This window comes from Chroococcidiopsis sp. (assembly GCF_051657925.1).
Lineage (GTDB): Bacteria > Cyanobacteriota > Cyanobacteriia > Cyanobacteriales > Chroococcidiopsidaceae > Chroococcidiopsis.
Window position 1 is genome coordinate 1 of the sequence record NZ_JBOFLP010000263.1, and the last position, 26,146, is coordinate 26,146.

General features: G+C 40.1%; 40 protein-coding genes. 8 read left to right on the forward strand and 32 right to left on the reverse strand.

All coding sequences use genetic code 11. From position 1 onward, the window contains the following. Positions 1 to 64: 64 nt before the first annotated feature. The 5 genes from ACRC32_RS21565 to ACRC32_RS21585 all read left to right on the forward strand — a co-directional run bounded on the left by ACRC32_RS21565 (position 65) and on the right by ACRC32_RS21585 (position 3,073). Positions 65 to 949 carry a hypothetical protein gene (locus ACRC32_RS21565; protein WP_438555888.1) on the forward strand — a complete coding sequence of 295 codons (885 nt, stop codon included), beginning with the start codon at positions 65 to 67 and terminating at the stop codon, positions 947 to 949. A 90-nt stretch (positions 950 to 1,039) separates the two neighbouring features. Then, positions 1,040 to 1,273, forward strand: a complete 234-nt coding sequence (locus tag ACRC32_RS21570) for a hypothetical protein (RefSeq protein ID WP_438555889.1) — start codon at positions 1,040 to 1,042, stop codon at positions 1,271 to 1,273. A gap of 2 nt (positions 1,274 to 1,275) precedes the next feature. Further along, complete coding sequence (locus tag ACRC32_RS21575) at positions 1,276 to 1,914, forward strand: hypothetical protein (protein ID WP_438555890.1); 639 nt, start codon at positions 1,276 to 1,278, stop codon at positions 1,912 to 1,914. A 145-nt stretch (positions 1,915 to 2,059) separates the two neighbouring features. Beyond that, a complete protein-coding gene (locus ACRC32_RS21580; RefSeq protein ID WP_438555891.1) occupies positions 2,060 to 2,821 on the forward strand; it encodes a mechanosensitive ion channel domain-containing protein in 762 nt (253 codons plus the stop codon). A gap of 9 nt (positions 2,822 to 2,830) precedes the next feature. After that, positions 2,831 to 3,073, forward strand: coding sequence for a hypothetical protein (locus ACRC32_RS21585; protein ID WP_438555892.1), 243 nt, complete (start codon positions 2,831 to 2,833; stop codon positions 3,071 to 3,073). 7 nt (positions 3,074 to 3,080) lie between these two features. On the opposite strand, the gene ACRC32_RS21590 is transcribed toward ACRC32_RS21585, so the two are convergent. From ACRC32_RS21590 to ACRC32_RS21640, 11 genes are all read right to left on the reverse strand, one after another. Continuing rightward, positions 3,081 to 3,614, reverse strand: a complete 534-nt coding sequence (locus ACRC32_RS21590) for a hypothetical protein (RefSeq protein ID WP_438555893.1) — start codon at positions 3,612 to 3,614, stop codon at positions 3,081 to 3,083. A 65-nt stretch (positions 3,615 to 3,679) separates the two neighbouring features. Further along, entirely contained in the window at positions 3,680 to 4,120 is a 441-nt protein-coding gene (locus tag ACRC32_RS21595) for a hypothetical protein (RefSeq protein ID WP_438555894.1), read from the reverse strand. 110 nt (positions 4,121 to 4,230) lie between these two features. Next, positions 4,231 to 4,464, reverse strand: a complete 234-nt coding sequence (locus ACRC32_RS21600; protein ID WP_438555895.1) for a hypothetical protein — start codon at positions 4,462 to 4,464, stop codon at positions 4,231 to 4,233. A 387-nt stretch (positions 4,465 to 4,851) separates the two neighbouring features. Continuing rightward, positions 4,852 to 5,172: a hypothetical protein gene (locus ACRC32_RS21605; RefSeq protein WP_438555896.1), complete on the reverse strand. Its 321-nt coding sequence runs from the start codon at positions 5,170 to 5,172 to the stop codon at positions 4,852 to 4,854. A gap of 19 nt (positions 5,173 to 5,191) precedes the next feature. Continuing rightward, the gene (locus tag ACRC32_RS21610; protein WP_438555897.1) at positions 5,192 to 5,620 is read right to left on the reverse strand and encodes a hypothetical protein; all 429 of its coding nucleotides are present in this window, start codon (positions 5,618 to 5,620) and stop codon (positions 5,192 to 5,194) included. 82 nt (positions 5,621 to 5,702) lie between these two features. Next, complete coding sequence (locus ACRC32_RS21615; RefSeq protein ID WP_438555898.1) at positions 5,703 to 7,142, reverse strand: hypothetical protein; 1,440 nt, start codon at positions 7,140 to 7,142, stop codon at positions 5,703 to 5,705. 177 nt (positions 7,143 to 7,319) lie between these two features. After that, the gene (locus ACRC32_RS21620; protein ID WP_438555899.1) at positions 7,320 to 7,631 is read right to left on the reverse strand and encodes a hypothetical protein; all 312 of its coding nucleotides are present in this window, start codon (positions 7,629 to 7,631) and stop codon (positions 7,320 to 7,322) included. Between the two features lie 385 nt (positions 7,632 to 8,016). Next, positions 8,017 to 9,519: a hypothetical protein gene (locus ACRC32_RS21625; RefSeq protein WP_438555900.1), complete on the reverse strand. Its 1,503-nt coding sequence runs from the start codon at positions 9,517 to 9,519 to the stop codon at positions 8,017 to 8,019. Between the two features lie 27 nt (positions 9,520 to 9,546). Further along, entirely contained in the window at positions 9,547 to 9,831 is a 285-nt protein-coding gene (locus ACRC32_RS21630) for a hypothetical protein (protein WP_438555901.1), read from the reverse strand. 88 nt (positions 9,832 to 9,919) lie between these two features. Then, positions 9,920 to 10,399, reverse strand: a complete 480-nt coding sequence (locus ACRC32_RS21635) for a hypothetical protein (RefSeq protein WP_438555902.1) — start codon at positions 10,397 to 10,399, stop codon at positions 9,920 to 9,922. Positions 10,400 to 10,685: 286 nt separating this feature from the next. Next, on the reverse strand, positions 10,686 to 11,297 hold the full coding sequence (locus ACRC32_RS21640) for a hypothetical protein (RefSeq protein WP_438555903.1): 612 nt from the start codon (positions 11,295 to 11,297) through the stop codon (positions 10,686 to 10,688). Between the two features lie 120 nt (positions 11,298 to 11,417). Here ACRC32_RS21640 and ACRC32_RS21645 point away from each other — a divergent pair, with 120 nt between their 5' ends. Then, positions 11,418 to 11,669 (forward strand): hypothetical protein, encoded by a 252-nt coding sequence (locus tag ACRC32_RS21645; protein WP_438555904.1) that lies wholly within the window; start codon positions 11,418 to 11,420, stop codon positions 11,667 to 11,669. Positions 11,670 to 11,840: 171 nt separating this feature from the next. On the opposite strand, the gene ACRC32_RS21650 is transcribed toward ACRC32_RS21645, so the two are convergent. The 3 genes from ACRC32_RS21650 to ACRC32_RS21660 all read right to left on the reverse strand — a co-directional run bounded on the left by ACRC32_RS21650 (position 11,841) and on the right by ACRC32_RS21660 (position 13,369). Further along, positions 11,841 to 12,149, reverse strand: coding sequence for a hypothetical protein (locus tag ACRC32_RS21650; protein ID WP_438555905.1), 309 nt, complete (start codon positions 12,147 to 12,149; stop codon positions 11,841 to 11,843). A 28-nt stretch (positions 12,150 to 12,177) separates the two neighbouring features. Next, a complete protein-coding gene (locus ACRC32_RS21655; RefSeq protein WP_438555906.1) occupies positions 12,178 to 12,672 on the reverse strand; it encodes a hypothetical protein in 495 nt (164 codons plus the stop codon). 136 nt (positions 12,673 to 12,808) lie between these two features. Then, positions 12,809 to 13,369, reverse strand: a complete 561-nt coding sequence (locus ACRC32_RS21660) for a hypothetical protein (RefSeq protein ID WP_438555907.1) — start codon at positions 13,367 to 13,369, stop codon at positions 12,809 to 12,811. Between the two features lie 463 nt (positions 13,370 to 13,832). Between ACRC32_RS21660 and ACRC32_RS21665 the strand changes: the two genes are divergently transcribed. Then, positions 13,833 to 14,927 (forward strand): BRO-N domain-containing protein, encoded by a 1,095-nt coding sequence (locus tag ACRC32_RS21665; RefSeq protein WP_438555908.1) that lies wholly within the window; start codon positions 13,833 to 13,835, stop codon positions 14,925 to 14,927. A 58-nt stretch (positions 14,928 to 14,985) separates the two neighbouring features. Here ACRC32_RS21665 and ACRC32_RS21670 read toward each other — a convergent pair whose 3' ends face one another. Next, positions 14,986 to 15,318, reverse strand: a complete 333-nt coding sequence (locus ACRC32_RS21670; RefSeq protein ID WP_438555909.1) for a hypothetical protein — start codon at positions 15,316 to 15,318, stop codon at positions 14,986 to 14,988. Between the two features lie 279 nt (positions 15,319 to 15,597). Between ACRC32_RS21670 and ACRC32_RS21675 the strand changes: the two genes are divergently transcribed. Further along, positions 15,598 to 16,140 (forward strand): hypothetical protein, encoded by a 543-nt coding sequence (locus ACRC32_RS21675; protein ID WP_438555910.1) that lies wholly within the window; start codon positions 15,598 to 15,600, stop codon positions 16,138 to 16,140. 534 nt (positions 16,141 to 16,674) lie between these two features. Here ACRC32_RS21675 and ACRC32_RS21680 read toward each other — a convergent pair. From ACRC32_RS21680 to ACRC32_RS21760, 17 genes are all read right to left on the reverse strand, one after another. Beyond that, complete coding sequence (locus tag ACRC32_RS21680; RefSeq protein ID WP_438555911.1) at positions 16,675 to 16,866, reverse strand: hypothetical protein; 192 nt, start codon at positions 16,864 to 16,866, stop codon at positions 16,675 to 16,677. A 56-nt stretch (positions 16,867 to 16,922) separates the two neighbouring features. Next, on the reverse strand, positions 16,923 to 17,312 hold the full coding sequence (locus ACRC32_RS21685) for a hypothetical protein (RefSeq protein ID WP_438555912.1): 390 nt from the start codon (positions 17,310 to 17,312) through the stop codon (positions 16,923 to 16,925). A 14-nt stretch (positions 17,313 to 17,326) separates the two neighbouring features. After that, a complete protein-coding gene (locus ACRC32_RS21690; protein ID WP_438555913.1) occupies positions 17,327 to 17,500 on the reverse strand; it encodes a hypothetical protein in 174 nt (57 codons plus the stop codon). A gap of 63 nt (positions 17,501 to 17,563) precedes the next feature. Next, complete coding sequence (locus ACRC32_RS21695) at positions 17,564 to 18,472, reverse strand: DUF932 domain-containing protein (RefSeq protein WP_438555914.1); 909 nt, start codon at positions 18,470 to 18,472, stop codon at positions 17,564 to 17,566. A 57-nt stretch (positions 18,473 to 18,529) separates the two neighbouring features. Next, positions 18,530 to 18,820, reverse strand: coding sequence for a hypothetical protein (locus ACRC32_RS21700; RefSeq protein WP_438555915.1), 291 nt, complete (start codon positions 18,818 to 18,820; stop codon positions 18,530 to 18,532). 127 nt (positions 18,821 to 18,947) lie between these two features. Then, entirely contained in the window at positions 18,948 to 20,069 is a 1,122-nt protein-coding gene (locus ACRC32_RS21705; protein ID WP_438555916.1) for a hypothetical protein, read from the reverse strand. A gap of 138 nt (positions 20,070 to 20,207) precedes the next feature. Beyond that, complete coding sequence (locus tag ACRC32_RS21710; RefSeq protein WP_438555917.1) at positions 20,208 to 21,050, reverse strand: ParB/RepB/Spo0J family partition protein; 843 nt, start codon at positions 21,048 to 21,050, stop codon at positions 20,208 to 20,210. Next, entirely contained in the window at positions 21,010 to 21,135 is a 126-nt protein-coding gene (locus ACRC32_RS21715; RefSeq protein WP_438555918.1) for a hypothetical protein, read from the reverse strand. Before ACRC32_RS21715 ends, ACRC32_RS21710 begins: the two co-directional genes overlap by 41 nt. Before the next feature lie 19 nt (positions 21,136 to 21,154). Further along, on the reverse strand, positions 21,155 to 21,613 hold the full coding sequence (locus tag ACRC32_RS21720; RefSeq protein ID WP_438555919.1) for a hypothetical protein: 459 nt from the start codon (positions 21,611 to 21,613) through the stop codon (positions 21,155 to 21,157). Positions 21,614 to 21,710: 97 nt separating this feature from the next. Continuing rightward, entirely contained in the window at positions 21,711 to 21,938 is a 228-nt protein-coding gene (locus ACRC32_RS21725) for a hypothetical protein (RefSeq protein WP_438555920.1), read from the reverse strand. 164 nt (positions 21,939 to 22,102) lie between these two features. Beyond that, positions 22,103 to 22,237 carry a hypothetical protein gene (locus tag ACRC32_RS21730; RefSeq protein WP_438555921.1) on the reverse strand — a complete coding sequence of 45 codons (135 nt, stop codon included), beginning with the start codon at positions 22,235 to 22,237 and terminating at the stop codon, positions 22,103 to 22,105. Between the two features lie 304 nt (positions 22,238 to 22,541). Beyond that, entirely contained in the window at positions 22,542 to 22,793 is a 252-nt protein-coding gene (locus ACRC32_RS21735) for a hypothetical protein (protein ID WP_438555922.1), read from the reverse strand. Positions 22,794 to 22,835: 42 nt separating this feature from the next. After that, a complete protein-coding gene (locus tag ACRC32_RS21740) occupies positions 22,836 to 23,417 on the reverse strand; it encodes a helix-turn-helix domain-containing protein (RefSeq protein ID WP_438555923.1) in 582 nt (193 codons plus the stop codon). A 518-nt stretch (positions 23,418 to 23,935) separates the two neighbouring features. Continuing rightward, entirely contained in the window at positions 23,936 to 24,220 is a 285-nt protein-coding gene (locus ACRC32_RS21745) for a hypothetical protein (RefSeq protein WP_438555924.1), read from the reverse strand. A gap of 52 nt (positions 24,221 to 24,272) precedes the next feature. Continuing rightward, positions 24,273 to 24,527: a hypothetical protein gene (locus ACRC32_RS21750; RefSeq protein WP_438555925.1), complete on the reverse strand. Its 255-nt coding sequence runs from the start codon at positions 24,525 to 24,527 to the stop codon at positions 24,273 to 24,275. A 624-nt stretch (positions 24,528 to 25,151) separates the two neighbouring features. Further along, complete coding sequence (locus tag ACRC32_RS21755; RefSeq protein ID WP_438555926.1) at positions 25,152 to 25,355, reverse strand: hypothetical protein; 204 nt, start codon at positions 25,353 to 25,355, stop codon at positions 25,152 to 25,154. Positions 25,356 to 25,484: 129 nt separating this feature from the next. After that, complete coding sequence (locus ACRC32_RS21760) at positions 25,485 to 26,033, reverse strand: hypothetical protein (protein ID WP_438555927.1); 549 nt, start codon at positions 26,031 to 26,033, stop codon at positions 25,485 to 25,487. Between the last annotated feature and the right edge of the window lie 113 nt (positions 26,034 to 26,146).

The following is a 26,146-nucleotide window of genomic DNA, read 5'->3' on the forward strand; positions in this document are numbered from 1 at the left end:
TCACCGATCAACGAACTTTGAAAAACTTCAGTACTTAATTCATTGACTAAACCGCCTTTAGAAAATGCTAAAATCCAAAAAATCAAAGAAAACCCCGCAAATCCCGATCAAAACCTACGCTGATTATGTGGGTCTTTGTACGCACCTAAGATACACCGATACTGCTTATGGAGACTTGCCAAACGTCCTTTATCATCTGCGCGAACTTGGAATTAAACGCATTAGAGATGGGGGTAAAAACGAATACTTTTTCAATGCATTGAAGCAAGTTGTCAACCTTGGGATCAAAGTAACGTTAGTGATTGATCCGCGTGATGGATATACACCCGAAAATTTAGTCAATACACTTCTACCGCATCTGCATTACATCGAAGCGATCGAAGGTAGTAACGAATTAGACGCGAATCCGCTTGCTATTTGTCCGTTCCCCGATGGTGTTAAAGCGTTTCATGAACAATGTTACAAAGCATGGAAGACACACCCATTAACGCAGCATATTCCTTTCTACGCGCCTTCACTGGCGATGCAATTTCGATCGGAAGAATTAGGGGAACTTCCTTGCGAATATGGAAATATCCATGCTTATCCTGATATGGGCGATCCAATTTGTGATCAAACATGGAAATGGAAATGGATGGAGCAAGCGGCAAAGATTTCCGAAAATAATCTTATCGTTTGTACTGAAACCGGATTTCATAACGCGATCGGCAACTTCCCAGGAGACGGACGACATCGAAGCGTTTACGAAACGCCACGAGTGTTAGAACTGCTAATCAAGGAATACGTAAAAGTCGGATTGCAAAAAGTTTTCATCTATGAGTTAGTAGATGAAAAAATTGATTTAAGAAATCCTGAATTAAACTTCGGATTACTGTCTTATGATTTCAAAGAAAAACCTGTTTACGATAAATTGAAAATGTTACTTCGTCAACCTATCACACTAAAGTAACTTTAGAAAATGAAAGCTCGAAACGCTCTAAACATTTTAATAGGACTAATGTTAATCAAGTGTGTCTTCTTTGTGTTCACATTCCCGGTATTGGCACAGGTTGAAATCCCCAGGGACATCAACCCCTGGACGATTATCATGAAAGTGGTTGCTGATAATCTTTTATCAGCATCGATCGGATTCGGCGTTTGTATGTATGTGGTAGTTGTCAAAGGTGGGATTACTGAACGAGTTAGAAAGATTGAAGATGCTATTTTTACAAACACTTTAATCTTAAAGCGAATTGCTCAGAAAGACGGGATCAGTATCGATAGAGATGTTTAATTATGCGACAAATTTTAAGCGGGCGCATTTCAAAAACGACTCATAGAATCATCCAGTTTGTCTTTATTTTCCTACTTTGTTTCGGAGTAATCTATACCATAAAAAATGCATTTCGTGAATATGGTAATGCTTATTCAGCATTGGAAGACCTACGAAAAATTCAGCAAGATAACATCAGAATCAAAGCTGAATTAATCGAAATTGACAAAACAATGCAAGCATCTTGCAGCAATGCAAAAGACTTCGATCCGAAAAATCCAGCTAGCCAAACCACCATCAATTTTTGTATTGGGCGATTACGATCGGCTTATTTTTTCGCATCTGGAACGGCTGTTCCTGATTTGACGAATCACGTCTATCAATGGGAGGACACACTAGACGCAATGGTTTTTTCAAACTTGAATTCATTTGCACTTGATTACTCGATCCGTAAGGCAAGCATCAGTAATCGCAACTTCAATTACAAACAATATCTTGGTAAGCCTCCACAGGCTTATATGGAGTATCTTAGAAAAGAATTGGATCGTACCCGTAATCTACTTAACGTTTACGATCCAATTAAAGATGCCGTCGTCAAAAAAGAAGCGCAACGCCAAGGTCAAAGAACCACGCAAGAGCAAAACACTAGGGACTCACGTTAGTAACGACAGGCTTCACTTGAATTGCCACTAATTCAGCGTGAACTTTAACGCCAGTAGCAAAAACAATCAGAGAAATTGCAACTAAAAAAGGCTTCATCTACCGTTACCATTACTCACGATCTATTATGACGTGCCCGTAACGATAATGTTCCAACTTCAGGATTTCTTAAGCTTTGATAAAGTTACTTTAGTACTCCAAATATTTGCGGGTGTTGGCGCGTTTGTCTTTATCCGTGTGCTGACAAAAAAGATCGGGAATCGTTTCGAGAAATTACAACCGAATAATTTAGTGTTAGCGTGGTTTGTCGAAATTGCTAGCGACATCCGTAATCTGGGTAGAGGCTTAGCGTTTTACGCTCTTGTAGCGCTTCCTAGTTGGCTTCATTGGGAAAACGTTCACGGGTTACTTTTGGTAGGGCTTAAGAGTTATTTAGTGCTGATTTCGTGTGTTTTTTTGATTGCCTTTCTCAATGCCTGGGAAGCGTGGCGATTATCCCATATCAATCAAGAAATTTCTCCAAAAGACATACAGTTTGCAAAAACTCTCTATCCAATCCTAACCAACACAGGAAAATACGCAATCTACACTTTAGGGATCGTGACGATGTTTTCGGTGTGGGGCGTTAATGTTGGCGCATTTCTAGGTGCTGGTGCGATCGTAGCATTAGTTCTAGGAATTGGAGGCAACCTTTTAATCAGTGATTTCCTCTCAGGATTACTAATAATTTTTGAGAGATTATACTACGCTGATTCAGAGATTGAAATCATCTACGCAGATGGCAAAACGATCGCCGGGAAAGTCGTTAAAATTACTTGGCGAATCACATTCATCTACGAGACACACACAGGCGCAGTTGTGGCAGTTTCAAATAGACTAATCGATCGCGTTCGAATCATTAAAAAGTAAAGTAACTTTATGTCAAACTATACCAAACCGGAACTACGCGCTAAACTTCTTAAGAAAATCAAAGCATCCAGCAAAGGCGGAAAAGCTGGTCAATGGACGGCAACAAAAGCGCAGATGCTAGCAAAAGCATACAAAGCAAAAGGCGGAAGCTACAAATCTTCGCCAACCAAAAAGCAACGTTCATTGAAGAAGTGGGCAAAATCTACGACAGCAAAAAAGCGCCCGTCTAAGAGCGCTCGAAAGAAATCTTAATCATCCTTTAATCTCTGCTGCAAATTTGAATCGCGTCGCTATCCCAAAATTGGCGCTTATCCCAAATCATCCAAGCGCAGGTTACGCTGTCAGTCTTTCGATCGGCTGTAAATGACATTCGAGGCAACACAATCAGATTAGTTGGCGGATGTTTCATCAAAAACTCTTTTCGGTTTTCACAAGCTTCTAAAAAAGATAATCTTAACAACATCGCCACACCAACTTTAGCATTTTTGTAAGATGACTGAACGATCGGAGACGCAACCTTAAAAGGTGGGTTGGTAATAACCCAGTCAAACCGATCGAACTTCTTCCAATTCTCAGCCAAACTTAAATCGAGATTGTAATCAGCTTCACAATCAGGGTTGATGTCGTTTGTCTTGATGGTCGATCCCGGAAGAGTCCGCAATACTTTCGTGATGTGATGCTGTCCCGAACAACATTCGAAAAGGTTTCCTTGAATATCGATTCGATTAATTAAAAGTTCGCTTGCCCAAGTTTCTGTTGGATAAAAGTCGAATGCTTTACGTGCTGATTTCATTTTAGATTCCCATTAAAAAGGTGCGTCTCTCCTGAGAAAGACGCACCTAAAGTTACTTTAGAACTTTAGCCTTTCGATCCATCTTTGTATGTCACTTCGTAACCACGCCAACCCGGATAGTGTTTATCCAACCAAATGCGGGTTTGTTCCCAGTTCATATTAAGTTCAACTCCGATATTCTTCATCGTTTCACGCATCAATTCAGTAACTTGCCCTGTATCCGATCGAAGATCCTTAAGGACTTTCTCAGGAAGCCTCACAAACTCATTCAACGAAATACTATCATTCAGTTTTGAACCTTTTCGACTGCCAACATAATCACTAACTGCTTTCAAATTAAAGCGTCTTAATTTTCCATATCGACTAGGAACAGTTTTATAATGATATCCCTCTACAAGCATGTTCATTCTAACCCAAGTATTCAGCGTTGATTCGTGAATCTTAACGCTCTTAGAAACGTCGTAAGCCGAATACTGAAATTCCCGATCCGCTAAAACTGAAACCATTTTCAAAACCTTGATTACTGTTTCTCAAGTATAGCAAGAATTTTGGGGTATGCCAACCGAATTACAAAAAAGTGGGTCTTTCTTGGATGGAAAGACCCACTTTTTTAAAGCTAGATTTTTAGCTCAGAACGACACAACTCATACTCTTGTTTTGATGCTGTAATCGCCATCTCTCTAACTGTGTATCCCGCGCTTCCTAAAGTTACTTTAATAGTTCGCCCGTCATAACTAATATCGATCGTAACATCGTTAAAGTTTTTCTGAACACTAGCACGATCGTGCTTAACGCATTCGATGAATACTTCGATGGTGGTCTTTAGCACTTCTTTTTGTAGTGATTGCATAAGATGATTGCATCCTGTGGTGAGTAGATTGTAGTTTGCTGTCCGTTCCAATCAGCTTGGAAAGTCTCTTGATCCGGTTGCACTTTCGATGATACGTTCTGTTTAATCTCGATTAGAATATTCAAGCGTCGTCCTGAATCACATCGAATCCCAACTAAAATATCAGGGCATCCGCCTCCGACCATTGCCAAATCAATTACGGTGTACCCTGAAGATTCTAGCGCATCCACGATCGTTTTGTGGTTTTTGTCCCGATTTACTTTAGCACGATAAACGGTTTTCATCAAATCACCTCAATTTTATTCTTACACAACAATTATTAGATTGTCAAGATCGAAAAAAGACGCACATTAATTGTACGCCTTTTGTCAGAAACTTTCAATCAATTTACAGGGTTCGTCTTTCCATCTCTCTTAAAATTTCTAGAATATCCCTTGCCGTTGCATCCAGGTAACCGCTCTTTTCGTAGCTTCCGATCGTCGTTTCAGACTTGTTTAGCAACTTAGCGATCCCATTTTGAGATAACTTTACTGCGCTCCTTCGTGTCCGAATCGACTGGATGGCAACCGAAAAATTGTCAGGAGTCACACTGATCACATTTTTCTTTTGGATAGCATTATACAACTCAATCAGTTTATTATCGTCAAGTTCGATCCCGTGTTCGTTTAATACAACCCTAAGCTTAATCTGATTTTCATTCAATGACATTGCTTCATCTCCCTATGCGTTAACAATCTGAAGTAACTTTACTCGCTCTTAGTTCTGCAAGCAATCGATCGCGCTTCGCTTTCAAATCAGCGATCCGCTTCTCCTCTAGCTGTTTCTTTGTGAGTCTTTCTTCGGGTAAGACTTGACTCATAAAGAACTCTCGTGTATCAAGTCTTTTTGGCACAAGAGGCGCAGACTTCTCTAGCATCGCTTCGATTTTATCGATCGTCTCATCCGATATATAAATCGGTTTGGCTTTTTCTAGCTTTTGCCTTGCGCTCTCAGGATAAAAGCGAAATCCATTGTAAGTGTGCTTAAGAGCGCTATGAAAGCGACTGTCTTCTATTTCATACGGAATCCTACCCGGCAATACAACCCACTTCTTACCGTCCCATTTGGCTAGAATTAGCCACTCCTTAACGTATTTGTCTTGAACAAAACATAACATGATTTGAACTCCCTATCTACTAAGAAAGCGCCTCCTCCACTGAGAAAGAGACGCACTTACCGACTATTCTCCTTCCTATCCCTTACGCTTCTACTTCCTCCTCCTCATACTCTTCAAGGTCTTCGTCTTCAAGGTCTTCGTCTTCTTCCTCTTCTTCATCGATCGCGTCAATCGATTGATCGACATCATCAATAAATTCGTCTTCTGTCTCAGCGTCCGCAGACTCTTCCGAAGATTCACCCGGTTTGTCTTTCTCTTCCAAGATCTTAAACAATTCAGTTTCAAGTTTCTTAGAAGTCTCACCCACTTTCACCTTCAACTCAGGAGACAAACGACTCATTAAAGCCTGATCGTTCAAAAGTTCTAAAGTAACTTTAGACAATTCCTGGAAGACCGTTTGAGCTTTTTCGATATCAACCACTCCAGACACGTCAAACAAAATCTTAACCATTTGTTTGATCGATCGTAGATAATGAGTGCCAACATCGGGCGATTCTTCAGGACGAACCACAATCACAGAAGAGGTGTCGATCGCTGATTGGATGTTACTTTCTGCCGAATGAACCACTTCAGGAGTGTAGGTCTTTGGTTCTTTCTTAGGCTTCTTAGCCGTTTCATCCGTTGCCGTTGCGTCATCACCTTCCGCGATTTTACCCGCTTTCAGCTTCGCTTCAAAGTCCTTACGCCAGTTTTGGATCTGTCGCTTACCGATCGGTTTGATATCGCCGTTCTCTTGTGTGACTCCGATCGCTTTCAGCAAGCTATCCACAACGTAAGGAATAGAACAATCGTTAGCTTCTGCCGTTTGGATCAGCGTTAACACCGAATCGGTACTAAATACACCAAGATTGTAAAACTTAAAGATAAACTCACGTTCTTCGATTTGCTCAGGAGACAAACCAATAAACGTAAACTTCTTCGCCTGAGAAATAACGCTGTCGGAAATCTCCCACGGCAAAAGCTTCATCACTCGCTTTCGAGCATCACCAGGAGAAATCCCCGCTTCGTGGAAACGAGTCAACATGTTCGCTACAGCGATCGTCTTCTGAACATTTGAATGCTGCTTTGTCGTATCGTTGTACTTCGTTTGGAGCAAATAAATAAGATCCAAACTTAGTAATTCGTTGTTCAAAACCGTGTAAGGAACAGGCGCAAACTCAGCCCCTTTTTGTTCCGAAGATAAAGCAGACTTCAAAGCGTTAACGCGATTGTTTCCATTCAGGATATAAATTACATCAGGTTTGACATCTTCGCCTAAACCCCATGCAACAATCTGCGCGTCTGTTAACTTGAAAACAACGATCGGATCTACAACCCGGATCGAAACACGATTGCCAGTTAACGGAAACGTTAAATCGGTAAGATAAGTTTCTACTGAATCTTGATCGATTTCACCACGAATGTAAAGACTTTTCGGTAAACTTTGAAATGTTTCTACCGCATCTTGTGCAGAAATATATTCAACACCTGAGAACATTTCCTCAGATTGTACCGCTTTGAAATCTAATTGTGCTAATGCCATGATAATTTTTGTGGGTCTTTGTGGGATTCGTTTCTTTCAACAAATTCAATATAACAAACTCTTTTCGAAATTACAACCGTAAATCTAAAGTTACTTTGGTGTTTTTTGATGTCCCACAAAAAAACCCCTAGAAATCTAGGGGCATCCTCTTAGACCAGAAACAAACACACACATAGTTTAACCGAATAATCCACCAAACGGTAACCGCTTTTGGATCGGTTTTGTTTCAACTACTTCAGCATCGATCGCATCATCATTCATTTCAGCACTATACGCATCCATACCCGCTTGCTCGATTTCTGCCCGAAGTTTCATAATCTCCGTAAAACGTTGTGGGTTTGTACGATAAATTTCTGCCATCTCCCTAGCGTCAATCTCAGCGTTGGTATCGTCCATTAACTGGTTTTGCAATTGATGCATTTTCGCCATTCGTAAAGCATCGCTCGCTCTACGCTGACGCTCGATATAATCATACTGTGAATAACTCATGATGAATTCCTAATCGGTAACTATTTAATCCTAAAGTAACTTTAGGATTTTGTCAACAGCGGTATTTTACAGAGCATCCAACCTATTTTTAATCGTGCGATTAAATTAGCACGATTTTTGTTTTTAGAGTTGTCAGCTTTATTCACTTCCCACACTGTCTTAGAGTGACATTTTCGATGGCAACTTTCGCAAACTGGGAAAATGTCTTGACCTGGGATCACACGATCCAACAACAACCCTTGTCTATCACGATATCGAACATGGTGCGTCTCTTTAGAATCCGCTTCAAGGCAGTAGCAACATTTCGGACACATACGCTTAGCGCTGATTGATATCGCTTGCCAGTTCGCAGGATATCTAGGATCGTGTGAATTTTCCCAAACCATTAGCTTAATTCTTCCCCGATTAATTTTTTAACATCTGCGATGAACTCAGGAGGGACATGCTTACCCGTTTTAGCGAGAAAGAAATCAAAAACTTCTTTATCGGTTGGCATCTTTCGGTTTTGTCTTGCGTGATCAACAAACGCCTTTAACCAGTCACCCTGAGTTTTCACCGCTTTTTCAGAACCTTTCTCTAAAGTTACTTTAGGATTGCTAGAATTGTCAACCACTTGATAATTAATTCCTGAAAGATCCGGTCTAGGTAAAACACGCACTGCTACCGAAAGATTAGTTGTTCTAATGATCGCAGGTCTAGCCCGATCTTGAAGTGGGTCTTGTGGGTTCATCAACCCATTTGCGATTAAAATTCCTTTAACCGCTTCCATCTGCTTGTTAAGGTCTTTCATATCAAAATCACCCGGATAAACTGCACTTGCTTGCGTAGAAGCGTTTCCTAAAAAGATTGCCATACCATCAAAGAAACTATCATCGATTCCGGTTTGTCCTTTCTTAATCGAGTGAGTTCCTACAATCACATTCATTCCAGTATTTTTACCATCAATTTTTCTTGCCGCTTTCCTCCCTTGGTTTTTAATTTGAATAATCGCCTTTACGTAGGTTTCTAAACGATCCTTACCAAGTCTTGCCCCCATTGCTTGGAACTCGTCACAAATTCGGAACACTGGTCTACCGTTAAAATCTTCTTCATCTACTCTACGGTTCATTTCCGCTTCTACGTTTAGAATATCCTGATACATTTCGTCAGCATTTTTGATAAAGAACGATCGTTCTACATCATCAGGCATATTCGGGAACCACTTAAATTCAGTGGGATCATAATGAAGATTGTGAATCTTTAAGTCAACATCGGGGGCGATTGCCAAAATATTCGCTGCAATTAATGCAAGTAACTGAGATTTACCTGATCCTTTGTTTCCCGTAACAACACCAGAATCAAAAAAGAATGCATGACCCATCCAGCTAGTATCCACCATCTGAGCGGTCTTAGCGTTAAATGTAGGCAACTGGGGACGAACCTCAATAGTTGACTGAATCTGTCCAGCCTGTGCAACCTGTGGCAACGATCGATCTTGCAACGGCATCACTAACCCCTGAAGTTGATACTCTTGAACGTATCTTGCTTGCTTATACTCTGGCAAAGATTCCACAATCCAAGCCTGTTGCTCTTTTGCGTTTGTCTCTGCTAACATCTTTTGGATCGTCGCTTCTGTTCCCAATACATAAGACTGCGCGGTTGATTCTAAAATATCTTCAGAAGTATTAAACGCTTCAACCTTTTTTGATTTTTCTGCCACAACTAAACCTGCGCCCGACACAAACATACTGAATAAAATACTCATCCCCTTAAATGAATTCGACTGCGATCGTCCTGATAGCATCGTAAAGGTCATCACTGCACTCAGCACACACGTACTAGCTAACACCGTAAGATTATTCGAATGTTGCCGTCTGATCTCTTTTGCTCTATCGGATTGAAATACCATTAGCTTAAATCTCCCACTAAAGTTACTTTAGATATTGAACGAAAACAAACCAACTACAAAGATCACAATCCAAAGAAAAACCCCTAACGCTCCTAACATCATCGATAATTTTGGTGCGTCGCTTTGTGGGTCTTCTGCTTTAATCCTAGCGATATCCATAATCACCGCTCCAATAATCCCGATAATCCCAAGCAAAAAGACAAACCAGCATAGCAACGTCAGATCAGGGATCTTACTAAAAAATCCTGCTGCTAATGCTGACGAAATAAACAGATTACCGTAATGGAAATTCTTGAACGTTGAAAGCTTCATGTGTGTCTTCTCTAAAGTTACTTTACGAAAAATTGGAATCGCCCTTTCGAACAATTCCAATATATCAATATCATTCAAATCTGTCAACTTATTTTGTGAGAATTGCAAGAAAGTTACGGGAATTATCTTGCATTTCGTTGTGATAAGCGTTCGATCCTCCCTGAATAACCTCCGTTTGCAATCCATATCTATCGACGTTCATCGAATGCTGCGCTGAAAGTTGCATCTGTTGAACGTCAGCTTGCATCAAAAATCCACTATGACGAACGTTAATAGCTGCAATTCGTTGCTGTTGCCGAATAACCAATTGCTGACCTCTGACATACTCATTCAGCTTATCCGCTTGCGCTTCAAGCTTTCGAGCTTTTTTCATTTCGTCCGTTGCTTGCTTTTTCGTTGCCGAAAGATTCGTTGCACTTCGCTCCGAAATATGACCTTTCATATCTCGTAAGCCTTGAGCGGTTGTAACACCTCCTGATCGTTTCACATCGTGTTGAGCGTCCGATCGTAGTGTTAAATTCCGAAGATTTTCGCCCGCTTGTGCTACCGATCTTGAAATTAAAGGCATGATGTAGACTCCTTAGTACTGTCTAATGTGTGTCTGGTGAACCTGCGAACGATACTCAATCCGGGGATTTTGTACCGACTGAACTAACAAAAAGAACGCACCCGCTAACATCGAAAGACAAACCAAACCATGAAACAGATTAGGGTCCATTCGAATGGTATACTCTACCTTTTGCTGACTCATCATCAGGCGTTGATTGTCAATCATCTGCTGATAAAGCAAAAAGCGTTCGTCTGGAGTGAGTTGATTTGGATCTAAAGTTACTTTAGAACCGCCAACCTCTAAACTAGCGTGATTCGATGGTGTCGAATTGAGGTGGGTTTGGTGTTGGGACGACTTGAGAGTTTTGTAGTTGCTTAATGTGTGTTTCGTAGTCATGGCGTTGAATTCCGTTTGAGATGGCAGATAATACAAAGAAACTAATAACACAAACAAAACCCCAAACTACAGGATTATGTTGCTCCGGTAATTGAAAACCAATCGAAGTGTTTGGCATGGCAACCGGATTAAACTTTCGTGGGGCACTAGCCGCAATCTGATCAATATCTTTAATCAGCGCATCAACCTGAAAAGCAGAGATACTGTTAACCAATCCTTCGATCGTTTGCGATAACTCAGAATCTTCTGCAATGACCGCCTTAGAAACTTCATCTAGTTTCTCAACAGTCATTACATCCGATTCACCATTAATCTGTGCGTCTTTCTGAGACGCAGAAGACCCACTAGAAGCAACCTTCCAACCCTGCGATAAACTTTCAACGATTAGCAAAAAGTCTGAATCAACATCATCAACCGCATAAACACCAAAGTGCTTTAACCAGTTGCCAATTTCATCACCCGGAACCTCATAACCTCGATTCCGCATCTCACGCTGAATATATCCGATCGTTTCATCCACCCTGCTACCTCCCTCTAAATACTGTGTCTTGAATTAAAGTGACTTTACTAGTTATTATTATATCAGGAGTGGCTAGAATGTGCCACAATTTTGTATTAACTTTGTCCCAAATTTGGAACTATGCCTAAAAAAGATAGACGACTCTCGATCCCTTCGATCGGAGTTTACTACAACGATTTACTAACCCTTGATGCTGCAATAAACGATCGTTCGATCCCCGTTCAGGCACAGTCCCTTTTGTGTGCCAAACTTCAAGAAAGAGAAGCCAGAATTAACGAACGATTGCAGTATATGGCTGACAAGTTTGGAATCACGATCGAACAAATGAGAGAAAAAATTCTTTCAGGTGAATACGAATCTTCTGAAGATTAAAGTTACTTTAACAACCCTTAAATACAAAAAACCCCTGATGCTATCTAGTTTAGCCAGGGGTTCTCTGCGTTACGCTATTCAATTTTAATCGCACACCTCCACTAGAAGGTGTCTCAGGATATTATTCGATTTTACGTAACAAACCTAATATAACGTGGGTCTTTCAGATTGTCAACACACACCAGCTTTTAATAATCTCGATCGCTGTTGCATCAACATCTTAAGCAATTCTGGGATCTCTGCTTTCTCCTTTGTGATCTGCCGTTGAATAATTTCGCTTCTTTCGAGATTATCGCAAAACACATGCCCGTAAAATAACGCTTTTTGCTGTAACTGCTGATAAAGCAAATGAGAAAGAACGTTGCAGATATGGGCATGTGGCATAAACGAAGGGCGCATTAAAACATCTAGTCGTTCTTTGTTTTGAAGAATAATCATTCGTTGTAACTCTTCAATAACAACCGGGTTAATTTCTGCCATTTTTGAAACTCCTTTTTGTGGGTCTTCATTAGTACATAATTCGACTGCGATACTCAAGATAAGCTTCGTTGCCGTGGATCAAATTCATCACTTGCATTCTGCGAATCTTTGAATTGAGGATCTTTGCTTGATTCTCAGGAGTGTGCGCTTGTTCGTGAATCGTGTCGGTCATTGCTTCTTCATAAGCAACTCCTTGATCGATCATCGCTTGCGCTTGCTTCATCCGTCGAAACTCTAAAAATTCTGCATACTCAGAAGACATTTGAGGCGTGATATCTTCAACGTTTGGACGGGCGATCGAACCAGCATCATAAGATGTAACAAGTCCTGTAGGTTTTTGGTCAGTAGTCGCTAAAGTTACTTTAGACTTCATCTCATTAATCTTATCAGCGATCGATGTAACATGCTCGATCGTCACGGCATCCAAATCAAGTCCTAATGCGTACAAAGCGTTCACTACATCCGCTTGCGTGTGGGTAACTTTGATCGTCTTGAGAGCATTCCGTAAATCAGCAATTTTCATTTGTGTGTCTCCTGTTCAATGAATTCATTCTAGATCATCTTCGACAATGTGGCAACTAAAATTACTATACTATTTTTGTAACATCAACGGAGGATACAAAAATAGTATACGTTAACCATTTGTGTAACATTGAGTCTCACTTGCTTTCAACCTTTTTGAACAAATTTCGTCCCGGTTTATTTAAGATAAATTCCCTCCACTGATTAAATTCATCTTGAGTATATTCACGTTTTCGATCGAATGCTGGTAGTTCCGGGTGCAACTGAGACCAACGATAAAAAGAATTTACGTGTGTCTTGACTTCATCCATCGTCTCAAAATAAAACGGAAAATCTTTCCCTAAATACAAACCTTCAGTTTCATTTCTGCGATTCAAAATCTGTAACGCCAAACTGAACAACTGAGAATTTGTAATTTGTTTGGCGCATCCCAAAATCGTTGTTTTATTTAATCGACATGCTTGAAGCACCATTCCTTTACTAAGTTCATCTTTTCGGATTGCAGCAGCAGCACAAAGTAACTTTACATGTTCGATCGTGTGCCGTTTTTTGCCGGGGAATAACCGATCGATGTCATTCACCCACTTGTGATAAGTCGGATCAGTAACCGATCGCCCCAAATATTCCTCGAAAAGCTTACGAGTTTTTCGGGGCTGAAACTTGAAGTTATGCGGATTAATGTCTTTTGGAACGTTCATAAATTTAGAGTCTATATGTTTGTACTTTATTAATATAGCACTATTTTTATATGCTAGCGAAAGTCTATAACTATGTATTTTGTCTCATAGCCTTAAATCGTTAACAAATTTGCAGAATGCTACAAACAGACAATAAAATAAATTGTCGCATTCGCTTATTTTACAGTAGCTTGAAAACCTTAGTTTCAAACGGTATTTAGGATAGCAGTTTTTGCCAAAAAACCCTAAAAACCAGGCATTCCGCCAAATATAGATCGAACGATCGGCGGATTTTTGCGCTGTCTAAGCGTCGTCTCGATCGATTGCGTCGTCTAAGATGTCGTAAACGTTTCAAGCTGTTCTGTGGGTCTCTGGACTGGAGTTGAGAAAATCAATCGAAGTTTTGAAATAGTAATAAATACTCATTGTATCTCATACTAGAAAATCCTATGATAGACATAGTAGATTTTTCTAGGATAGAAATATGTCAGGCTTAAAAGTTTTTGATTTTGGCGACAATGAAGTGGAGATTATTTTCGATGAAACCGAAACAGCATGGTTTCGTGGAACTCATGTTTGTAGAATCTTGGAATTCTCTAACCCCACAGAAGCAATTAAACTTCATGCAATAGATTACGCTAGAGAATTTACCATCTCAGAAGGGCGATCGGCTTATTTCGTTACAGAACCGGGATTATACGCTTTAATATTTCGTTCGAAATCTATAGCTGCAAAAAAGTTTCAGAAATGGGTTTTTGAGGATGTTCTCCCAAAGTTGAGAAGAGGTGAAGTCTCTTTAACTTCAGTCGTTCCAACTACTGAACAACTCAACTCAGCACTAGCTCAAACTAAAACCGAAGTCACAAACAAATCGATTGAACTGGCAACGATGTTAGAAGCGATCGATCAACAAGTTCGATCGATCTTCATCACCGAAGCGTTCAATCTATTAGCGTCTAAGTTTGGTTCAATCGGGACTCAAGTTGAGACTAAAGTAGTTGAAACGGTGAAAGTAATTGCTGGTGCTGATACTTCGGTGCTAGAATCAACGATCGATCAAGCGCATCTTAATCTCAATCGAAGCGGTTTGTTTATCAACAAACTATTAAAAGCGCTTGATGTTAAATCGGGACTAACGTTGAACGATAGCCAGTCTATCAAAGACGTACTGAAAGAACATCAAGAATTGCAAAAGAAATATGCAGCAGTTTGCAGAGACAACAAACAACTCTGGGAAGATGGCAACAAATTGCATAAACGATTTGTTGAAATGCACAATTTGTTTGTGGAAGCAATGAAAAATGAAGACGCACTTTGTGATTTTCTTTTAGCAGCAGAAGAAAAGCGTAAAATCGCTGTTGATAAGTTCATCAAAGATTTCTGCCAAATGAAACGAGATCTTGATCAAGCAACGTATGACAGAGCAGATCTTTATCGAACCGTTAAGGAACTTGAACGAAGATCTAAAGACGATCGTTTGGCACATCAAACCGCAGAAGCCACAATTAAACAGCTCAAACAATTAATCAATGAATTAACAGGTGATAATCCAAAAGATGGAGGACTGGTAAGACGATAACTCTAAAGTTACTTTAGAAAAAGCCCCTGAGAGTCGATTGATTCTCAGGGGCTTTTTCTTATGCTGCTAGCGATTCTTCTTTCGGCTTGATATACCAATCGCAATAGATATATTGCCGAAACTCAGAAACACAATTAGGAATGGTAAATCTAATTGTAACAAAGTGGGTCTTTTCTTCTGTCTCCCACTCCATCTTAAGAACCGGATCAACTGAATCTGCTTTGTATCCCAGAGTCAGCAATAGAGCAAGATTGCTCATCATATAAGGGGGAATTTTGCCGCAAAAGTGGAGATGATTATCAGACTGAAGCTTACAGTGTTCTAAGACCCACTTTAGAGAATCGAATGCCCGCTTAGTTTCAAATGTCCGATGCTTCAAGTCAAGTTGCATTTAATTGTCCTAAAATTACTTGTTTGTTTCTCTGTTATAACAAATAACGTTCGAAATTGTCAAATAGACTTAGAGAAAAAATTGTGTTAGATTAATTGCAGCTAACCAAAATACTCTAACCACAGGAAGATCTGAGTGAGTCTTCCTGTGGTTTTTCTTGTGTATATAAATTGCGGATTGAATGATTGTTTAGAACAACTTAATATAAAGAAAGAGTGAATTAGTATGCTACGGGCTTAGACGATGAGCCGATCGATCGTTCTGTAACCCCTTTAAATCATGAATCCAAACACTGAATTGCTTAAAGAGATGTTCGCTGAGTGGGTCTTTGCCCAACTAGCGGGATCAGACAGTGATCAGGGATTAAATGATTTAGTTGCCACGATCGAGCAACTTCAAATTCAATTACAACAAACTGAGGTTAAATTAATGGCTAAGCTTAGCGATGTGATGTCTGCTCTTGAGTCGTCAGGACTGGCAATCATGGAAACTGTTTCTAGTGAATCTGCTGAAATTGCTGCTGCAATCGAAGCGGCTAAAGGCAATCCTTCCGCAGATTTCGATGCAATCATCGAAAGTGTCAATGCAATGGGTGGCAAAGTCAAAGACGCTGTAGCGGGAATGGTTCCAACGCTCGAAAGTCCTGTTGAACCGACTCCAGTCCCAACCGAACCGACTCCTCAACCTGAGCCGCTTCCTACGCCTGTTGAATTGCCTCCTACGCTTCCCGATCCTGAAGTGCCGATCGTCGTTGAACCGTCTCCCGAAGGTACGGGCGTTGATGGCGGAAGCTCGATCGATCTAGGTCTCGAAGACGCTTAATTTGTTTGTCTCCATCGCTTAACGTCTGATTTCATTTTGTGAAACTCCCTATCAAAAAAGCCCTACTGAAACGTGAATCAGTAGGGCTTTTCTTTTGTATTCAATTTAACATCAATCTAACGATCGATTGCCTGAGATATGTTGTTTGATTCTTTTGAAAGTCCTTTCGACACTCATCCAACCGCCAAACCGATATCGTGAGAAGAATTAGTGCAATGATTGATCGCTTTATCGATCGTGGATTCCCGTTTCTGTCTGCTTTCTTTTGACTTCGAGATAAAAACCAGAACATGATTTATCACTCCAGATAAATATATTGAATGTAAACATCAGCTTGATAACCGGAACTTTTTAACATTTCATATCTCCGAACTCCTGACAAAATAAGTTTTGTAGCCAACAAATCAAGAGACATATATTCGAAAGTCAAGTGCTGTTTTATATCAAACGTTCGCACTTTAATAGGGGTTAGATTCAACCCATCACCCATTTCAGTAATTCTCATTTGATTTATCTCTAAAGTTACTTTACAATCTAAAACTCTTCATCAATAATTACTTTAAGTTTGTCGTAATTTTTGCCGCCAATTTGTGCTTTTGCATGAGCGGTTTTAAGAAGTTCACACGCAATTCTAACCGCATCTACAGAACCTAGCACTACTTTACCTTGGCGCGTTTCGATTTGATAAGTTCCGTCTTTTAATACTGTCAATTCACCATCATTCATTTGGTGTGTCTCCTTTGTTCTTAACTTCTTTAATGTAACCCAATCGTTCAAAGATGTCAACTCCTAAGTTGCAACGTCTTAACCAAATCAGTAACTAGCGCTTGCAAAACAATTGTACGGACTGCCAAACATTTGTACTTCGCACTTCCAGCGCAGAGATAAACAAAATCATTTCGATCGGACATCAAGCCAAATTCAATCAAACTCTTTATGCAATAAGATTCGTGACCTGTAGAACCGTTCAAAAACTGAAGTTCTAAATCTCCGTCATTGTGATGATTTACTCGCCAATACAACGGAAATTCAAACTGTTCAAGGCAGTCATAAAAATCATTTTGCAATCCGTCTGGAAACATGTAAGCAGGGATGAATGCGTATTGATCGTGTGTTAACCCACAATACCCGTTTTGCTCATGAATTCGTTCAATTAAAACTTTGAAATCCATTTCCGATTCTCCTTCTACATTTTGCGGTTCTTTTCTCTGCACTTCAGCTCGAACCGAATTGCATACAAGCTATTCTGTAAAGCAATAGACTTTTCATAGAGCGTTGTGTAATGGTTATACTCTACAAATCGCGTTCGCAAATATAGAAAGTCTGTCAATTGTTCTACATCTTCAATCAAATCATTCATTAGTTTTTCCTAAAGTTACTTTAGGTGTGTCTTTCTTGATCGGAGAAAGACACACCAGACAGACTACAGATAAGCGCGAACTAACTGTTTTTCAAACTTTGCCATAGACTTAGCATAATCACCGCTCACAACTGACGCAAAACGATTCTCAAGAGTTTGAGAACGAGTGTGGTGATTAAAGTACTCAGTGACAGATTGAAGCAAACCATAAGCGGTGTTGTATGCCGCTAGAGTATCGCCTCCTTTTGCATCACCTTGGAACAATCGAAGCGCAGTTTTAACCACTTCAGACGGTTGATCGTCTAAAGGTTTATCGACATCACCAAACGCTGAAATCAATTGCAATGTTGCTTCCTCAACTGACATTGTTTTTTGAGCGAACTGCTCATAAAGCGAACCTTTCAGCTTCACAGATTTCAAAGCGTTTTCTAGAACCGCTGAAACCGTTTGAGAGGAAATCTTGCCAGTGTGAGCAATAACACCCGCCTGCGTTGAAAGCTTTTGAGTCATACCGTTTGTACAAGCCAAACGATCGTAGTAAACCATAATTTGCAAACCTTTATTCAAAGCGTGGCTTTCAATCAGCATCAATTTTGCCTTCGTGATATCACCAACTTTGCGAACATCAATATCGTATTGAGTCGGAAGATCGACAGATGCCCAAAGTTCCCGACCGTTCGCGAATGTTCCAACTGTATCAATTTCTAACCCCGCTTTGTTAAGAAAATCAGAAAACATCCCGATCACTTCCCGATTCTGTAACGGCTTTCGACTTGCGCCGTAATTCGATAGTTTCATGCCATTGTCAGAACGGAATGCCACAAACGAATCAGGAGAAGTATACTCCCCAAAATGTCCGTAACGCTCAGGACTAACCTCAACTTCCCAATTTAGATTAGCGGCATCTAAAATCGATTGAACACTTGCACCCGATTCGATAGCGATTCCCGTTTGGCGATTCCAATCGTTCATGTGTGTCTCCTGTGTTTGCTCTTGACTTCTTTAATATAACCTGATTGTTCAAAAGTGTCAAGTGTGACGTTTAATAATAAACTTTTGTTTTGTTAGGAAATCAGAAGTGGTAATGTACGTATTATATTTTTCTGATTTTTTAGGCATAAATGAAGGAATTTTGAATTCATCAGAATGAAATAATACAACACATCCATGTTCAATCGGAAAATCATAGTTAATATTTGTTGATGAAGCACCACCTTTATATAAAACACCGTCTAATTCTAAAAGCGTATACCACAAACTACCAAATTCTAATTTAAGTGCGTCTTCGTGTGAAATAGGATAAAAAAATTGTGAATACATTTGAAAAACTCCTGTGTTTGCTCTTGACTTCTTTAATATAACCTGATTGTTCAAAGGTGTCAAGCATCAAAATAAAAAAGATTCTAAAGTTACTTTAGAATCTCTTGAAAAAATATGATTGATTGATTTACTGCATTCGTGAGAGCGTTTCAGAAAGTTTGATGACCATTTCATCGGGGATCGATTTAGAAGCGCTATAGCGAGTCACAAGCGCGTGTAACTCAGTAAACAAGCTTTTCGATTCTTCAGCATCGATCGCAGTTCCAAGCGTCGCTAGAATCGATCCAAGTACTCTCACTCGTTCGGGTGAGAATTCGATCGATGTAAGATCAGACTGGACAGAAGCGCTAGCAGCAGCAACCTTCACAGGATCGATTGCTGTCGGCTCGTTTGTCTCTGGTGAGGATTCAATCTTTTCGGTCAAGCGAATCACACCATCGTTTTTCGGCTCTGACTCTTTTCGAACTTCAGCTAGTCTAGATTGCAATCCAGCTTCGTAACGTTCGCGCCATCTTTTGACCATCGAAGATTTAAAATACATATCTTCGATCGGTGTCCCGCTTGCAATCTGCGAAAGGATATAAAACAATGTCAAATTGTGTTCTTTTGCCGCTTGCAACACCAGCGTCATTGCATCAGTAGTAATTTGCTCATTGTCAAGTAGTTCTAAAACTACCGAATCATCAATCTTGGCAAACGATTTAGCAACAGATAACATTTGAGAAGACACACCGTAATATTTTGATGCTGTTTTTCGTGCGTCTTTCTCAGGAATGCCAGCATCGATCGATCGCTGAATGAAAGTTTGAATCATTCGAATTTTGTCGATCGCTCGATGCTTGCGAGTTGTGTCATTTGAATCAGATTGAATTCTAATGATCTGCTCATCTGTCAGCGGTTGATCCGATTCGACATAGACAACCGGGATCGGAGCGTAGATTAAATCATCGCGATCTTTTGCCTTCAAATCGGCAATTGTATAAATTCGCGAATTGCCATTTAATAAATATTCCTGTCCCTCAAAACGATAGATTTTCAAAGGATCAAAGATTCGAATGTAAAAATTATTCGCATCTTCGGGAACGGTGAGAGCCATTTCATACTCTTGTAGTTCCGTTTGAGACAAGACAACAGACTCACGAATGTATACCTTACGTGGAAACTCTGACAAATACTTAAATCGATTCAACGCCTCAACACAAGGGACGTATTCAACGGGCGAAAAAGAAATATTAGAAAATCCGCTCATCTGACTTACCTTAAATTTCTTGTGACTTCTATAATATAGCGTGGGCGTTCAGTTATGTCAAGCACTAAAGTAACTTTAATTCAAAAGAAAAGACGCATGATTAGTGCGTCTTGTCAAGCGATGAATTCTAAAGTAACTTTAGTTCAGAAGTGCTGAGATTTCGTTAAGCAGTTCGATCGAAACGGCGATCGTTTTTTCTGATTCGTCTTCTGTAGAATAGTCAACTGATTCTAGCAACTGCTTACAAAGATCTTCAAGGATCTTAGCTTTGGATGGAGGCTTCGGAGCGGTATCGGTTGCGATCGTTTTAGCCGATTCAGAACGCTCTTTCACCGCTTTAACGTGCTTCTCAGTAGCTTTCTTTTTGCCGGATTGTTTAGCCTCTACGATCGCAGTTTCAATCATTTCAGCAGCATGATCCCCGTGTTTTTGGACAATTTCAGCAGCAAGTGTAATAGAAATTTCATCGTTTTCAACGGACTTCTGTATAGATTCGGGTTGAGAATAAATCGAAATTAACTGACCGATTCTTGCAGCAGTACGACCTAATTCTAATGCAGCTTGATCTTGAGTGTAACCGTGTTTGTCAATTAATTCTTTGGCAATTTTACCAATTTCAAACGGCTTCATCGGTTCACCGTCATTGTCAGTAACTTCTAACACTAATAATTTAGCGTAGTCTTCAGGCGTAATAGGTGTAGCGTAGCACTTGATCGGTAGTTTAGGATTAATTGTGTGTCCTTCCGCAATCAATTCTAAAACGCACTCTCTACGCCCCCGACCGCTAATGATGGCAATCTTCCCAGATTCGGGATCATAATATCCCCGCAATTCTTGGATCACTTCGCCAGCTTTTAGAATTTGCGCTTTTAATTGCTCTTTATTTTCGCGCTTTTCACGATTGTTTGAAAGTACAATCGTGTCATTAACGTCAACAGCATTAGAGGATCGACGGGTTGTTAAAGTTTTGAAGCTTGCCATAATCGTTACCTGTGAGTGTTTGCTTGACTTCTTTAATATATCCAATTTGTTCTAGAGTGTCAATGACTAAAGTAACTTTAGTCATTGACTTTGACCAGTGGTTTCTAAACTACTGCTAGTTCCTGTCTATGCATCTTGGTAGCGTTCGCGTATGCGGCTTTTAAGTGCCGCAGAGATTTGTAAGGACGCTTGTTAGAACCGATCCACCATTCGCCCAAATCGCAGAATTCCACAAGATAAAGATCTCCTTCAATCGGTTCGAAGTTGGTTTGTTCCCCGTAGATTTCTTCGTTCGTTTCTAATTCGTGGGTCTGTTCCGGGATCGAAACACATTCGATCTCGCAAGCGATCCCACAAGTCAGTGGGCAGAATTCCCCGTTTAAGGAATTGTAGCCAGATTCAAACTGATCCCGGAATACCTTGCCGGATTCAAACGCCCGTAATCCTAAACCGATCGCAACCAATCCAAAAACCACAACAAACCACAACCAAAAACCAGCGACGCGAGGCGCAAAATAACGAACTTTAGCGGTTAGAGCGAAGAAAAAAGAAGCGTAAACCATGATGAAAACTCCTGAAATTACTTGTTTGTTTGTCTCCATTAAGGAGAAAAGCGGGGATCGGAATCGAACCGATCCTACAGCCAACCCGCTAGCACGTCTAGAGAACGATCGAATCGATGAAAGCCTGAGTATCGGCTGAATCAGCGTCAGCCTTAGTTACAATTGCCTCTAGTTCCTCTAGAGTAAAATCGTATTCGTCGGTCTCTGCTAAGAAACCGGAGAAGCCGTTATCGACCACGTTCTCGATCGTCCATTCAACCGATTCGTTGAGAATTCCAGCGAACTGAGGAGCGAGAGCGATTTGAGAAGCGGTTAAGTGGGACATGACAGTGAACTCCTGAGTGAGTGAATAAGATTGCTTGACTCCTTTAATATAACAAGAACGTTCAGGAGTGTCAAGTATTAATTTTGAGAATTACGTTCGACCTTAAGAACTAAAGTTACTTTATAAATCGTCGGGGATCAAGTAACGATCCCCGAAAGACCCACTTAATAAGCGTCAACCCGCTCCGAAATGGCATCGAATCTTTCCCAGATATCGCCCCACTCTTCCGCAGATTCCTGGATGAAATCTTCAGCAGCAACAAAAGCCAACTCAGCAAGGAAAAACTTGAATGAAGCCATGATTAAAACTCCTTAAAAACTAGTACAAAATGGATAAAGTGAACAACGAACAACGAACGACGTAACCGAAAACCCTTGTTTTATATTCCGGCAACGGGTGATCCGGTATCCGCCCTTTACGCCGGGGAAGCGGTGAACCTCTTTCGTTCACATTTCTAATATATCAACACTGTTCAAGAATGTCAATACAAATTACAGTTAATTTTGTTCGACCTTACGAACTAAAGTTACTTTAGAATTTCAAAAGAAAACCCCCAACCGCTAGTGCAATTGGAGGCAAATGTCAAGTCAAACTTAAAAGGAATTAATCGATCGATCGTCCGTCAATTGTTTTCGATCGTTTGGCAATACTTAAAGGTGCGTCTTCCGGGATCGGAGTGTTGACAATCGAAATGACTTCGACTTTTGGAGACTCACCACGATTTAACTTATACTGCCGCTGAGATTCCAAATCAATGTAATTATATCCCATTAACTTTTTGTTCTGAACGTCAGAGCCAACAAATCGAAATACATCACCACACGCGATCGAATGAAAAGAAGTTACATGTGACATCTCGAAAACCTTAGATAACTTGTTTGTTATCTTTAAGATATCTCAGTCGTTTGAGATTGTCAAGCGTTTAGACTTCTTTTTTCGATGCTTAAATCCGCAGGTTTGACACATCCGGGATTTACCGCTGACGACATTCGCTAACGAAACCTGTTTCACTTCCCCACACTTCCCGCAAAGCGCATTCCCGACCAATACACCCGATCGGGCATTAGGACTGATCGAACCGTCCGATCCTCGATAACCTAATACTTCAAGAATTGTCCAACAATTAAACGACTTCGATTCTAATTCCTCCTTCTTTCGCACTAATGTTAGATTGTTGGTCTTTGTTTCTAGCAAGGCATTATGCCGCCCTAAAAGCTCATATAAAGAACTCTTAGCTAACCCTAAATCACGGGCATTCTGAGAAAGGGTTTTTTCAGGATCAACCTGCGAAAGAATCCCTAATTCTTGGCGATGTTTGTAGCCAGCAATCACAGAGTTGATTTGCTCAGAAGTATACTTACGCCTTAAAATTTGATATACCGTTTGACGCGAAAGCGATTGTGAATCAGCAATATCTTTAACGCTGTATCCACCTTCCAACAACTCGTAAAAACTTTTTGCCCGATCGATCGTCTGCATTTTTCTTAATTCCTAAAGTTACTTTAGACTTGAAATTTTAATCCGTTATCTTTTAATTTAGCAAGTTTGTGTGTATTTGTCAACCGTAGATTATTTAAGGTGAGAGAGTCTTAAGTGTCTTATACGAGACTTATAGTGTGTCTTGTGATGAGACAGTCCAGAATTAGTCCAGTATTTGAAATCGATCGCTGAAATGCTGGCTAGTAAACGAATACAAAAATGGGTGAATTGCGTGTTTGGCAATTCACCCAGGGCTTAATCTATGTTTTGCGTGAGACTCAGTGAGATTATACCACGATTCGCAAGATTATCCGGTCTAAGACAAATCTAAGACAAACTGAAACTACGATCGTATCTTTTGCCAAACATTCACCGAATACCACTGATTTGATGCTTTACAGCTTGGGCAATCACAATCTAAGTGGTGTAACCTTCCCTGTGACTCCCAATCGTCAGAGAGCGATCGTAATCCACGCTGATAAGCTTCATAACACGTTTGTTTTCTTACTGCCATAATCTTAATATTCCTTCACATTAATAGCATTAGCTAAATATCGTATCATTTCAGAATGAGATTTTGCGATCGTTTCTCCGTCGCTGGATTGAATTATTCCAGCAAACTGTACCTGATTTGTGGGTCTTTTTGATCCTAAAGGAAAGTCTTTCATGAGAAGCGAAACGGCTAATTGGATCGCGTTTATATAAAATTCTTCTTCCGTCACAACCATTCGTGAGGTTAGTCTTCCGTCGCTTGTAAAAATTTGAGCGATGCAAACCCAGCGATACGGCTTTATTTCTGGCATAATTAAATCTCCTAAAGTTTATTAAATGTTGCGTTCAATCCAGAGGCTAAGTCTACGCAAATGTATAAACAGCTTCTACAGAATATTTTGTATGTCTGATGCCCTTGCCGTACTGACCACGAACGGTATAGGGGATCGTATCAACTCGAATCAACTTCAGCAAACCTTTCAATTCTAACGCCCGCATTGTCGCTTTAGAAACCTGATGACCGCTTGTAGGATCAAACGTAGTAGAAAACTCGTCACCAGTTGCATACTCTGCTTTGAGTGTTTCGAATGCGAGAGATTGAGCGGTTGTGAGTGACATCTGGTTTAGCTCCGATTGCTTGACTCCTTTAATATAACGCGAGTGTTCAAAACTGTCAATAGAAAAACCGATCGACTTTTGGCAGACGCGATCGGCTTTTCTAAAGTTACTTTACTTGCTAAATCTTTAAATTGCAGCAATCCAATTCTGACACGAATACTTTAACGTTAGAACAACTTTGGACTCATTCACAAGTTGAATAGAAGGCAACCAATCCTCATGAGTTTGAGCAAATGCAAATGCGATCGCTTCAGAAAACGTATCAAAGTTTCTGTTCTTGTGATCTTCGTTCGTTGCCTCATAGTAAGATTTTGAGCAATAATTTACTACAAATTTCATTTTGATTGTCTCTTTTCGTTTTCTCGAATGGCTATCAAACACGCTTGTATCGCTTCGTAAACTTTGATTGCATCACCGTCTAACGAACGACGTAAGCGATCGTCTTCTGTAACAAGTGAATCAAACTCTATGATTAGTTTGTACAACTTTTGATGAAGTACTGGTAGATTTTTCATTTGGTGGGTCTCTCGTGTTGACTTCTCTAATATAACGCGATCGTTCAAAGTTGTCAATAGAAAAACCGATCGACTTTTGGCAGACGCGATCGGTTTTTCTAAAGTAACTTTAACGTTCAGCGTAAACTTTGGTGTAAGTTGTAACAAAACCTACACTTGTAGAAACAACGGTCATTTCTTGGATATTATCATCATTAAGAAACGTTTCTAACAATGGTGGGTGTTGTTGTGCCGCAAACTCTACGAAGTCTTCAGTTTTAGTGTAATTTCCAGAAAGAAGACCGTTATTCTTGATGATGATTTGTGAATACATTACATTTACCTTTAATTGATTGACTTCTTTAATATAACGCGATTGTTCGAAGATGTCAATAGAAAAACCGATCGAATTTTGAGAGACGCGATCGGTTTTTCTAAAGTTACTTTAGGCAGATGTTAAGCGTTATTTCAACTCAACACCATAAAAATAATCGCTTGTTTTTGCAGATTCAACTAAAATGTCTATCGCTAATCCTCGATTCTCTTTTTTCAATCGGTTAATGTAAAGTTCGAAAAACATTTCCATTAACTGACTTCCGTTGTAAGGCACTTCAGAAAAAAGAGATGCCAAATAACTCCGTAAATGAACAACTAATCGTGTGTAATCGATGGTACTGTCAACACTTCCGGTTAGCTTACATCGCTCAGTAATAAAGGTATCAATCAACGCTTTAAAAACGACATCAAGACTTTCAGGGAGAATGTGAACCGCATTCGTAGTCTTTGGAATTACTTCTAAAGAGCTAAACAAACTTTGCTGCTCATCTTGGGAAAAAGACACACCATACTGAATCCGCTTTCGATCGAGTTCTCGCGAAAGGCTATCGCGATACATATCACCTTCGACAAACAATAAACAGTCTGCCGTGTTCATATCACTTGCAGCAGACAAACCTAGAAAGTTAGCTGCATAATGTAAATCGATAACAGAGAAAAAAGAAAACGTATACATGATGTTTGGTGGGTCTCTCGTGTTGACTTCTTTAATTTAGCGTAACTGTTCAAAGGTGTCAATAGAAAAACCGATCGAATCTTGAGAGACGCGATCGATTTTGGTGGGTCTTT